7 protein-coding genes are annotated in these 12,072 nt (G+C 69.5%); 1 reads left to right on the plus strand and 6 read right to left on the minus strand.

What is annotated here, in order from left to right; genetic code table 11:
• Positions 1-45 precede the first annotated feature (45 nt).
• On the minus strand, positions 46-1,212 hold the full coding sequence (locus LGY53_RS16745; protein WP_225727586.1) for a hypothetical protein: 1,167 nt from the start codon (positions 1,210-1,212) through the stop codon (positions 46-48).
• A 158-nt stretch (positions 1,213-1,370) separates the two neighbouring features.
• Between LGY53_RS16745 and LGY53_RS16750 the strand changes: the two genes are divergently transcribed.
• Entirely contained in the window at positions 1,371-2,042 is a 672-nt protein-coding gene (locus tag LGY53_RS16750) for a TetR/AcrR family transcriptional regulator (RefSeq protein ID WP_225727587.1), read from the plus strand.
• On the opposite strand, the gene LGY53_RS16755 is transcribed toward LGY53_RS16750, so the two are convergent.
• The 5 genes from LGY53_RS16755 to LGY53_RS16775 form a co-directional block, all read right to left on the minus strand.
• Positions 1,949-3,286, minus strand: a complete 1,338-nt coding sequence (locus LGY53_RS16755; protein ID WP_225727588.1) for an MFS transporter — start codon at positions 3,284-3,286, stop codon at positions 1,949-1,951. The genes LGY53_RS16750 and LGY53_RS16755 overlap by 94 nt on opposite strands.
• Before the next feature lie 32 nt (positions 3,287-3,318).
• On the minus strand, positions 3,319-7,506 hold the full coding sequence (locus LGY53_RS16760) for a TIGR02680 family protein (protein WP_225727589.1): 4,188 nt from the start codon (positions 7,504-7,506) through the stop codon (positions 3,319-3,321).
• A gap of 1 nt (position 7,507) precedes the next feature.
• Positions 7,508-8,968 (minus strand): DUF2398 family protein, encoded by a 1,461-nt coding sequence (locus LGY53_RS16765; protein ID WP_225727639.1) that lies wholly within the window; start codon positions 8,966-8,968, stop codon positions 7,508-7,510.
• Complete coding sequence (locus LGY53_RS16770; protein WP_225727590.1) at positions 8,968-10,503, minus strand: TIGR02677 family protein; 1,536 nt, start codon at positions 10,501-10,503, stop codon at positions 8,968-8,970. The genes LGY53_RS16765 and LGY53_RS16770 overlap by 1 nt, the downstream gene beginning before the upstream one ends.
• A gap of 122 nt (positions 10,504-10,625) precedes the next feature.
• Positions 10,626-11,819: an XRE family transcriptional regulator gene (locus tag LGY53_RS16775; RefSeq protein WP_203217360.1), complete on the minus strand. Its 1,194-nt coding sequence runs from the start codon at positions 11,817-11,819 to the stop codon at positions 10,626-10,628.
• Positions 11,820-12,072: the final 253 nt, after the last annotated feature.

The raw sequence follows: 12,072 nt of genomic DNA on the forward strand, positions 1-12,072 counted from the left end.
ATCCGGCGAATGCCGGAATCCGGGCGTAATGCGGATCGAGTCCGGTTATGCGGTTGTCGTAGTCGGTGCCGGGGAATCGACGGGGACGCGCGCCGTCGCACGCCCGCGGACGAGTACGGTCGCCGCGGCCACGGCGCACAGCACGATCGCCGCCGCGACAACGGCGAGCGGCATGGTGCCCACCGTGGCGACGACGCCGAAGCCGATGGTGGCGACGGCCGCGCACAGGTACGCGACCGCCGCGTAGCGCGCCGCGACCCGCGCGTGCCGATCCGGCGGCGTCGCCGCGCTGACGATGCGCAGCCCGGTGCGATAGGCGATGCCCTGCCCGCAGCCCGCCAGCGCGGCGCCCGCGAGCAGCAGCAACAGATTCGGCGCCAGCGCCACCGCGGCCGCGAGCGCGATACCGCCGATAATGCTGAGCTGGCCCAGAATCGGCTCGCCGGGAAGGACATTCGGCGGCACGGCCCGCTGCACCACCCAGGCGCTGACGAGGTAGAGGGTCACCGGCAGCGCGAGCAGCGCCAGATTGCCGGTGCCGAGCAGTTCCGCGCCGTAACTCGGCAGCAGTGCCACCACCAATCCGGCCGAAACCCATGCGGCGATTCCGTTCAGATATCCGGCGATCGGCGATTCGGTGCTCGGGAGCGCGGTACGCGCCGCGTCGATCCGTGCGCGCTCGACCGGTGAGCGATTCGAAACGACAACGGCCGCAACGATTCCCAGTAGCACGGCATGACCGGCGTATGCGGTGACGCCGGGCCGGGGTAGGTATTGCGCCGCCCAGGCGGCCCCGATGGTGCCGAGCGCCGAGCCGAGCACCGTCGCGGTGGCCATCGCGGTGCGTCCGCGTTCCCCGGACCGCTCCAGGATCAGCCCGGCCAGCGATCCGGTCACCAGCCCGACCGACAGCCCGGCGAATATCCGCGCGACACAGGCGGGCGTCGCCGAATCGGCGAGGCTCATCGCGATATCCGCGGCGATGCCGCAGCCGCTGCCGAATCCGATGCGCCACCACCAGCCCGCGCGCGACGGCGGGGTGCCGAGCAGTGCGAGCGTCGGGACCAGCGCGAACAGGTAGGCCGCGAAGATCACCGTGATAAGTAGCGGCGCGAGCCCCCAGGCATGGCGGTAGTACGGCATCATGCCCGTCGCCAGATTCGGCTGGGCCATGATCAGCACGAGTAGGACACCCGGGGCCGCCGCGCGCATCCGCCCTCCTAACTGAGGAGATCTTCTCGCCTGTAGCATAAACAGTTGGGAAGATCTTCTCTACTCAACGGCGAAAGGTGTGGTCTGCGTGGCACAACCCCTGCCGAGAGGGAGGATGGTCGGGTGGTTGCCAACGTGACAGCTGACTTCGTGCGGATGTGCCGGATACGGTCGGCATCGAACCTCCGGCCGGGCGGCTGAGTCGAGTGGCGCTCCCGACCGGCGAGACCACACGCGGCGGCGGACCGGCGAAGACGCGCAGTGACGCGCAGCGCAGCATCGCGATGCTGATCGACGCAGTCGGCGGCCTGCTCGAGTCCGGCCGCCTCGGCTTCTCCGTCCCGGAACTCGCCGGGGCGGCGGGGGTCGGCGTCGCGACCGCGTACCGGCACTTTCCGACGCCGCTGGATGCCATGCAGGCCTTCCACCGGCGGGCGATCGAACAACTGGTCGCGGCCCTGGGTGCGATCGACCCCGCCGCCGAGCCGACGGCGCGTTTCCACGATTTCTGCCGAGTCTGGGTGGCCGAGGCGATGCGCTGGGGGCCCGCGGTGCGGCACATCCGCAGCAACAAGGGTTTCATCGAGCGGCTCGACGCGGGCGACGAATCCATCACCGCACTGCACGACATCCTCGCCGATGTACTGGGATCCCTTGTGGCACAGGATGAAGCCGCATCCTTCGAGGCGACCTACGCGGTGCTGCTGTGGATCACCGTCTTCGACGAGCGGGTGATCTACGACCTGACGGTATGCCGCGGCTGGTCGCCGGAACGGGTCACCGACCGGCTCACCGCGGCGGTGGCGGGCGCGCTCGGCCTTCCGGTCTGAGCCAGCAGCAGCGTGCTGATCAAACTGAGCGCGCTGAGCCCGATCGCGTAACAGGTGACGCCGCCGGAACCGCCGGTGGCATCCCACAGCGCCGCCGCGATCAACGGCGCGAAACCCCCGCCGAGCGCCACCGAGACCTGAATCACCAGGGAGGCGCCGGAATAGCGGACCGCCGCCGGGAACAATTCGGCGACGATGATGCCGCCGACGCTGTGCCCGATCGGCAGCACGACACCCATGCCGAGCAGCGCGATATACGCCGCCACCGCATTACCGGTGTTCAGCAGCGGGAAGTAGACCGCGCACCACACCAGCAGCGCGGCCATGCCGAATGCGAAAACCCTTCTGGTGCCGAACTTGTCGCCGAGCGCACCCCACAGCGGCATGGTCGCGCACCAGACGATCGACGCGATGATCACCGCGAGCAGCAGGAAATTCCGGCTGTATCCGATGGCTTTGGTGCCGTAGGTCAGCGTGAACGCCATGAACAGGTAGACCACCGCACCGGTCGCGATGGTCGTCAGCGAGATGAGGATGAGCCGAACCACGCCGAGCCGCAACGAATCTCGCAGCGGGAAGGTCACCAGCTCGCCGCGTTCGGCGGCGGTCGCGAATACCGGCGACTCGTCGATGCCGAGGCGCACCACCAACCCGAGCCCCACCAGAATCGCGCTGAGCAGGAACGGGATTCGCCATCCCCAGTCCAGGAAGGCGGCATCCGGCAGCAGCGCGCTGGTGCCGAGGAAGACAGCATTGGCGATGATCAATCCGGCGGGCGTGCCCAACTGCGGATAGCTCGCGTACCGGTTGGCCCGGCCGTGCGGCGCATACTCCATCGAGAGCACCACCGCACCCGTGCCCTCGCCGCCGAGCCCGATGCCCTGGAGCAGCCGCAGCGCGACAAGCAGTGCGGGCGCCCAGAATCCGATGCTCGCGTAATTCGGCACCGCGCCGATCAGCGTCGAGCTGACACCCATCAGCAGCAGCGAGACCACCAGCGTCGCCTTGCGGCCGATCCGGTCGCCGAAATGGCCGAACAGCAGTCCGCCGATCGGCCGCGCGCCGAAGCCGACCGCGAACGTGCTGAACGCGGCCAGCGTGCCCGCAGCCGGGCTCAGCGTCGGGAAGAACTGTTTGTTGAAGATCAGCGCCGATGCCGTGCCGTAGAGCATGAAGTCGTACCACTCCATGGTGGTGCCGATCACGGTCGCCGCGGCGACCTTCCGGGGTAGTGCGTAAGTCAAACTCGTTCCAAATGTGTTGTGGCGTCGGCCGTTCAGCCGACGCTCTGCAGGGTCAGTCCGCCCTCGATGGTGTGCGCCACCCGGCGGCGGTTCGGTGAGCCGAGCGCCTTGCTCAGATCCGTTCCGTCGTGCTCGGCGAGCAATTCGCCGCTGTCCCACACCAGCAGCGTCGCGCTGACGGTGTTCTCGGCCGTCGAATGGGCCAGATCGTAGTGTGCGCAACCGGGCACATGCGCGTAGGTGATCCAGAGGTCGTAGCCGGTCATGAACAGGTCGAGGTCGAATTGCACACTGAGGCCGAGCAATTCGCTGCGGCCGTTATCGTCGACGCCGGCGAACGCCTCGTCCAGCGCGAGCAGCCGTGGCGCCTGCGGATCGGCCGAATCCAGCATCACGTGCGCGGCCGCGAACAGCGGCAGGTGCAGCGATACCGACTGCTCGCCGCCGGACAGCGCGCTGTGCCGGGCGACGGTGAGCTTGTCCTCGCTGCCGTCGCCGGAAATGATGGTGAACGAGAACACCCGCCAGGTGCGATAATCCAGTGTGGCGGCCAGGATTTCCGGATACGACCGCTCCGGGTGCGCGGCCCGCGCCGCGCGGATCTCGGAGGCGAAATGCGCCCGGATCGCCGCCAGATCCTCCGGGGTGAGCGCGGATGCGTCCCGGTCCAGCAGCTTGCACATGGCCCGGGCGGCCTCGGACAACGTATCGGCAAGTACCCAATGCACGCCGATGGTATTGCCGGACGACATCCGCCGCTGCTTCATCTCGGTACCCATCCGGGTGATGAGATCGCGTGCGTCGCTTGTGCGTTCGTGGATCTGCTGGGCCAGGCCGGTGAGCAGCGCGTCCTCCAGGATGCGGCGTTCGGCGTCGGTGAGCAGCAGCTCCTGATCGCGGCGGGCGGCATCGATGCGGGCCGCGAAATCGGCGAGCGCCGCGACGCCGTTGTCGTCGGTGACCTGGACGACGGTGAGCCCGTCGGCGGCGTCCCACTGCAGCCGGTAGTCGCGGCCGGAACCGGCCAGCGCCGCATCGAATTCCTGCAGCGCCGAGGTCACCGCGCTGCGCGTCGACTTCCGGTTCGCCTCGGTGGCCTTGACCGAAGCCGTTGCGGCGGACAGATTCTCGAAGAGTTCGGCGACCTCGTCCGGCAGCACGCTCGGCTCCTGCTCCGGGCCTGCCGCGCTGATGCGGTAGAGCAGCTGCTCCGGCGTGGACCAGGCGGCCTCGCTGCTCGGCCACCGGCTGTCCGGATTCGCGCCGAGCAGCGACAGCAGATCCGGACGGGCATAGGGCGCAAGGGCTTTCACATCGGCGAGCACCTCGGTGAGCGCGGTGCCGAGCGATTCGTGCGCGGTGCGGTAGGCGGCCTCGGCATCGCCGACCGCCTCGATGGCCTCGTTGGCCGCCTTGCGGGCCGCCTTCTGCTCGGCCTTGGCCGCCTCGATCCGCGCCCGCGCCTGTTCGAGTTCGCGATCGATATCGGCCGTGCTCGCGCCGAGCGCCTCGCGCAGCGTCTCCAGCTTGCGCAGCTGTTCGTCATAACCCGCCTGTGCGGCCGCGGCCTCCTCGGCGAAGGCCTCGGCCAGATCGCGGGCCTCGTCGTGCCGGTCGCTGCCCTCGCGTTCGCGTTCGCGCTCCCGCTCGTGGTCGGCGCGCAGCCGCAGCAGCGCGGTGCCGGTGTTCTCGAAATGCCGGATGGCCGCGGCCAGCGCGTCGAGTTCGCGTGCCTCGCGCGGGGTTCGGTGTTTCACCGCCGCGGCGCGCAGTTTCTTGTCGACGGCCGTCGCCTCGGCGACCGCCTGGTCGAGATCGCGCTCGGCCTGTGCCGCGGCCTCGGCGCGCGAGCGCATCATCCCCGCGGTCTCCGAGACCGCGCGCAGCGCCGAGATGACCGCGCCGGGGCGCGGAAGGGCCTTGGCGGCGGCCGAGATTCGCGCCAGCTCGGCCTCGGCGGCGGCCTCGGCCGCCAGCGCCTCGTCGCGCTCGGCCTCGGCCGCCTCGATGGCGGTGGCCAATTCGGCGAGGCGCAGTTCGCGGCGGCGGGCCCGGGCCGTCGCGCCGATGAATTCGGCATCGGCCTTGTGATGGCGGCCGATCTGGACACCCTGCCGGAAGCCGCCCGCCTTACTGACCGCGATACCGCCGTCGAGCTGGGAATCCTTCTCGTACAACGCGATCGAGGACAGTACCGCGGCGACGGTATCCCGCGGCACCGTGAGCTGTGCCGAATCCTCTTCCACTACAAGGACATCCGCGAGGGTGCGGCCCTTGGGGCGGTGCCCGACCGGAAGCGGCACCAGGAACTGATCCGAGGTGTAATCGGCGGGCGGCTCATCGCACACCCAGCCGTCGAGCAGATCGGCGGCCTGCAGCGCGGCCTCGATGCCCGCGGCGGCCGCGGGCGATACGTCGTCGGCGAACCGGACCAGCCGCCACAGCGGAGCGCCGGGCCGGTCCTCGCGGGTGCCGGTGCGCGCGGCGAAAGCCGGTGGGGCATCGTCGCTTTGCGCCGCGACCCGATCCCGCTCCGCGGCCAGCGCGGCGAGTCGTGCCGCCGCGGCGGCGGCACCGGCGCGCGCCTCCTGACGGCGATTGCGTATCTCGTCGAGCAACGGTTCGGACCGCTCGGCCAGCACCTCTGCGGGCATGGTCGCCGCATCGGATCCGGCCTGCGCGATGGTGGCGTCGAGCGCGTCGAAAAGGCCGTCCTGGATGGGGGAGTAGACCGCGCGATACTCCTGCCACCAGGCGCGCAGCGCGGCCGACGCCTCGGTGCGGGCCAGCGCGACGGCGGCCTCGGCATGCGCGACCTCGGCCGCGGCGGTTTCGCGCAGTTCCCGTGCGCGCTCGGCGAGCCGCTCCGCCCTCGTTCGCTCGGCGGCGGCGGTATCCATGAGCGCCAACGTCTTTCGCACCGCGCGCACATCGGCGTCGCGCTCCTCGGCGTGCCCGCGCACCGCGGTGGTCAGCTGATCGGCGCGCGCGTCCTCGGCGGGCGTCGTCCAGGTGATGCCGGCCTCCTCGGCCGCGGCGCGCAGATCGTCCTCACCCCGGGCGAGCGCGGCGGCGGCCGCCTGAACCGATGAGCGGGCCCGCTCGGCCTCCTGCGCCCGCTGGTCGAGCGTCTGGCGCGCCTTGAGCGCCTTGTCCCGGTGCACCGCCGCCGAGGTCTCCAGCCTGCGCACCGCGTCGGCCAGGTCGTCGAGCTGCTGCTTACCCTCGTAAGCGCTGGAGCGCTGCAGGGTTTCGCGATCGTTGAGCGCCTGCTCGTAGGCGCGGTCGGCGTCCTCGGCGCGGGTCTCGGCGGCGGTGCGCTCGGCCTCCCTGCGCTCGCGCAGCGCGGTGGCCGCGAACAGCGCCGTGCCCGCGTGCGTCACCGCGTCGAGCCGGGAGCGGACCTGATCCACATCCGTCTTCGCCTGCACCGCAAGGTATTTCCGATACACGTCGACGAAGGTCCTGGTCGCGCTGTCGGCGTGCACCAGACCCTCCAGCGTCTTGCCGACCTCCTCCATATCGCTGAAGGAGCGGGCCGCGTCCAGGATCAGCTGCTCGTCCAGCGGGCGCAGGCCGTCGGTGAGCGCCTGCGAAAGTCCGCGCGGGTCGAGGTTTTTCGCCAGCTGCGGGCGGCGCAGCGTGAGGATCAGGTTGATCAGCTGGTCGTAGCGCTGCACGCCGAGACCGAACATTCGCGCATCGATCGCGGCCCGGTATTCCACCGGGCGGTCGACGATGGCGTCGGTGCCGATCTCGTCGGCCAGCTGCTTGCGGGTGAACGGCCGATCGTCCGGGCCGATAAGCGAGAAATCAACGCCGACACGGCCGTCCGCGACGAAATACCAGCGGGTCACCTTGTCGGACGAGCGGGTCGCGCGCATGCCGATACCGATCGTGACGACCTCCGGATCGTCCCAGTCGCCGCGCGCGAACTCCATCCACACATACGAGTAGGCCGATTCCTGCTTGCGATACAGCAGATTCGACTTCATGGTGCGTTCCTCACCGGCGAACGGGTTGAGCCTGCGCGGCTCGATCCGCCCGTCGAATACGAACGGGAACAACACCTCCAGCGCCTTGGTCTTACCCGAACCGTTGGGCCCGCGCAGCACCAGCCGGCCGTCGGCGAAGCAGAACTCCTGATCGCGGTAGTCCCACAGGTTCACGATGCCGGCCCTGGTCGGCACGAAACGGACCCCGCCGTGGATGAGCGTCATATCAAATCCCTTCCGTGCCCATGGTTTCGGCGGCTGTGTTCGATTTGCGCGGCTCCCGGGTCCCTCCGTGGTCACGCTCCGCTGCCTCCTCCGGGCCCGTCGCTCGCCACGCGGGGACGAAAAGCTCCTCGGCGCGTTTGGTGCGCACGGTCACCACGGCGCCGCGATAGCGCGCCAGCGCGGGCAGCACCAGCAGTCCGTCGTCCGCCGTGCGGATCAGGCGCAGCCGCTCCAGCAGCGCGACCACCTCGGCGGTCAGGCCGGGCACATCGGCCTGCCACTGGGCGGCGAAGGTATTGCCGTATCGGTCGGCCAGCGCCTGCACCGTTTCCCGCACCCACGACATGGCGAGGTACGGATATGTCGGCGCCGCTTCGGGTTCCGCGTCCTCCTCGGCCTCGTCCACCGAATCCGGTTCGGCCGCTTCGTTATCCGGTAGCGGCAGCTCGGCGAGCGGTGCGAACAGCGTGGATTCCGGAATCGCCGCGTCCAGCTGTTCGGTCAGGGCCGAGTCGGGTTCCGTTGCGCCCGTGCGGGTTTCGACCGGATTGTCGATATCGAGCACCAGATCGGCGATCTCGCCGACCAGCAGCAGCGCCACCTGGGCCAGCGTCCCGGTGCTCGGGAAGCGGATATCCGACAGCCGCCCCGAGACATCGATCAGCGCGACGCCCTCGGCCCTGCGCTCGGCCCGCAGCCCGGTGAGCAGTTCGACCTCCGCGATCAGCCGCTCCTGCCCGAGCAGCGGACGTTCCTGCGGCACAAGGTCTTCCAGATACACCACCGGTCGTTCGACGAGCGCGCGGCGCACTCGGCGCGCCGCATCGGCCGGCGTGGCGGGCTCCTCCGCGAGCAGCCCGTGCACGCTGTGCAGGTGCTGTAGCGCGCGTGGCGGCCGGAACAGCGCGAAGACCACCGGCCGGTCGATGTCGTAGAGCGCCTCGCCCGCCTCCGGATCGGCCGCCCAGCCGCCCGCGTCGCCGTCGGCGAGGGTCAGCGCGCCGCGTAGCGCCAGCCAGCCGACCGCGTCGACGAAGGCGTCCCGGTCCGCGGCGCGATCGGTGGACAGCTCCAGCCCGTCCACCCGCCCCGAGTAGGCCGCGACCTGATCGGCCAACTCCGACAACGTGATCTGATCGCCCGCCCGGCCCAGTGCGGCCAGCGCCAAGGCCAGATAGGCGTAGCGGCGGCGGTCGAAGATCCGGTCGGCGGGTGTGCGCGCGGGTTTACCCGGATCCAGCCGATCGATCAGCGGGAAGACCCGCGCGGTGGTCTCGGTGACCTCCAGCCGATAGCCGAACAACTCGGCCAGATCCTCGCGCAGTTCGGTGGCCCAGCGCCGGATCAGCGGCAGCGCGATCCGGTCCGGATAGGTTCTGGTGACCAGATGATTGGCCAGCACCACCCGCGCCGCGCGCTGATAATTGTCCAGCGCCAGCGAATCTATCTTGCGCGCCTGGATCATCCGCGCTTGCCGTTCCCGCCGCGCCGGTGCGTCGGCCGCACCTCGAGCCTGCGATTGTTCAGGTGCAGCAGCCCGCGCGCGGTGCGCACCACCGTCGAACCGCTGTGCTCGGAGACCGTCAGCGTGACGCCGCTGTCGGAACCCGTTGTGCCGCCGACCCTTCCGCTCACCGGCACCCACGCGGTGGACGCCGCGTCCAGCAATCGCAACAGCACCTCGGTCTCCCGCTCGTCCAGCACCCGCTCGTGTACATCCGCCGCGGCCAGCGATGCGGCGGCCTCGGCCCTGGCCCGCTGCGCCGCCAGCTGCGCCTCGCGCAGCCGCCGGATCCCGGCGTCGTTGCGCTGGATGCGGGCCGGCGCGCCCGGCGAGGGCGGTCGGCCGGTCTCGGCCAGCGTGCGCGAGATCTCCAGCGGCGGCGCCTCCCACCAGGAGCGCATCGGCGGAATCAGTTCCGCGTCAGGATGTTCCATGGCCAGATGCCGCGGCCTGCCCAAACCGAATACCGCGTCGAACAGGGCGTGCGCGCTGTCGGCCGTCGGCGCGGCGATGAACCAGCCCGCGAGATGCCGCAGCGCCGATTCCCGGCTAACCCCGCCCCTGCGCGTCTCGGTGACCCGCCGCAGCAGCGACAACACCGCGGCGATCGCGCTCATCGTCGCCTCGCGCAACCGATCCGCCTCGGTGGATTCCCCCGAACCGTCCGCCGACGGCACGGTGACGAACCAGGTCCGCAGGCCCTGCCAGCGTGCGCGCCAATCCGCTTGCCGCTCAGCATAACTCAGCAGAACCCGCTCATCGCAGCGGGCCGCCCGCTCGATCAGCTCATCGGCGCCGGTCTCCTCGATGGCGGCGATGGCGGCGGCCAGCCGCGGCGCGAACCTGGCCAGATCCATACTGAACTCGCGCATATGCGCCAGCAGCGCATCCTTGTGCGCCAGAAAGGATTCCGGCGTGATCTCGGTGGTGCGCACCAGATCGCCGAGCGAGAGATAGAAGTGCGCCGCCCGCGCCGCCATCTCGGTGAGCGCGGTATCCAGCCTGCGCAGCGTCCGATAGACCCGCTCGGCGTCGCCCGCTCGATTCACCTCGGCGAGAGTTTGCAGGTCCGCGAGCAGTTCCGGCAGTACGAGCCGCGACAGCGACGCCTCGTCCAAGCGCGCGTCCAGGACACCGGCGACCGCCCGGTATGCCTGGAATCCGGCCTGCGAGAACTGATACACGAAGTGCCGATTCCGGTATTCCGCCAGGGTTGCCGCGCGGGTGCCGTCATAACTGCGCTGCAACACGCCCCACTGATGTAACTGTTCCAGCAGCGGCCCGATCTCCGCACCGGACAGGCACTCGACCGCCGCCGTGTCCTGACCCTGGCTATCGCGCTCGATCCACCGCGCCACATCGTCGGCGTGCAGCAACACCACATAGGCCGCGCGCGCACTGTCGAAGGCGCGCAGCACCAGCAGGTACTCTGCGCGTTTCTCGGCGGTGGCGAAGGAGAACAGCCGTAGCCGATCGTCGGTGGAGTCGGTCACCGGGAACAGGGTAGTAGTCGCCACCGACGGATTTGCCACTGCATAGCTTGTGTGTCTGTCGGTTCCGCCCTGCGAACGGGAACCGCGCCGCGCTGGTCTGCACGACGCGGGGTGGTCTCGGATCACTCGGCGGACAGGGAACGCAGTTGATCGAGATATATACGGGTGCGCGGGTCGCCGGGGAAGCGTTCGATGATTTCCCGCGCGGTCTCGCCCGCGATCCACATGAGCGACGGTAGCGAGCGGCGTTTGCCCGCGAAGGCGCGCATGCCCTCGTCCACCGCCAGCTCCAGATCCCGGTTGCGGACCGCGACGACGGCGAGGGTCAGGTGCGCCTCGGATACCCGCATCGGGTTGCGCACCGTGCCGTCGGCCCTCGTCGAGTTCCGGATCACCTCGCGCGCATAGGATTCGGCGAGCCGGTCCTCGCCGGCTACCCGGCAGCAGTCCATCGCGTAGAAGTCGAACTTTTGCGGATCGACGACGAAATGATTGTCCAGATTGGCCGGATGGTCGAGTCGCTCCAAGATTGCTCGACCCTCGCCGAGCGCGTTCTCCACCTCTTTGCGCTCGCCGAGCCTGGCGAGTGCCTTGGCCCGCTGCGCGGACAACTGGACACCCACGCCGAGTTGCCGGCTCGTGTCGATGGCCGAGTCGACCGCCTCGATCGCACCCCGGTAGTTACCTTGGGTAAGAGCAAACCAAGCGGCCATTTCTGCTGCCCAGCCGGTGATTTCGGGATTCTCCGCCTCCAGGCCGAGCGAGTGCGCGGCGCGGCGGGTGGCCTCGGCGGTGGTGCGCCGCCCGATGTCGTAGTCGACACAGCCGACCAGCAGCGCGACCCAACCGGCCAGTACGAGGATCTCCCGATGTTGCGACAGAGTAAGTCTGCCGTCCAGCAGGGAGGTGATGCGGCGCAGCCACGCCGTGCCCTCGGTGTGCAACTCGTGCGGATCGGCGATCGGATATTCGCAGCACAGCCGCTCCGCGGTGATCCGGATGGCGTCCAGGGTGGCCGCCGAGACATCGGACATGCGCAGTCGTCCGATGAATTCGAGCGTGTCCATCCCTGTGGCACTGAGCAATTCGTCGTCGCGATTGGGCCGGGCCTTGGGGAAGAAGGCGGCGGTCACGGTGTCGAACGCGGCGGCGATGATGGGTGCGTAGAAGTCGTCGGGGCGCGACTCGCCCGATTCCCACCGCCGCCAATTGCGTAGCAACGTACTGTCGGTCGGCAGGTTGTGCGATGACTTCGCGCGCATCACCCGGACGGCGTCTGCTTGTGACCACCCCCTGGCATCGCGTTCGGAGCGCATTCGGACAGCCCAGACGGGTCGATCGTCTCCAGCGGCCACGCCCCTAGTATCGCACCAGTTAACGTCTGGTGGCCCGAATAGGGCAGATAGATGTCATCGGGTTGACAGCTGCATTTGCATGCTGGCGTTCCGCATCCTGATATTGGGCGCGGAGAGTTTGCCAAACCCCAGATGCAAGAACATTTGTACTTGCACATGCGCAACGCCTCCGACGGGTATGCTGCCGGGGGTCATCCACGAAGAGAACAGCGAT

Source organism: Nocardia sp. JCM 34519.1 (assembly GCF_020361265.1).
GTDB classification, from domain to species: domain Bacteria; phylum Actinomycetota; class Actinomycetes; order Mycobacteriales; family Mycobacteriaceae; genus Nocardia; species Nocardia arthritidis_A.

Coding starts and splice junctions, on each gene's coding strand:
- LGY53_RS16745 (WP_225727586.1), bottom strand. CDS start 1,212: ATGCGCGCGGCGGCCCCGGGTGTCCTACTCGTGCTGATCATGGCCCAG.
- LGY53_RS16760 (WP_225727589.1), bottom strand. CDS start 7,506: ATGACGCTCATCCACGGCGGGGTCCGTTTCGTGCCGACCAGGGCCGGC.
- LGY53_RS16775 (WP_203217360.1), bottom strand. CDS start 11,819: ATGCGCTCCGAACGCGATGCCAGGGGGTGGTCACAAGCAGACGCCGTC.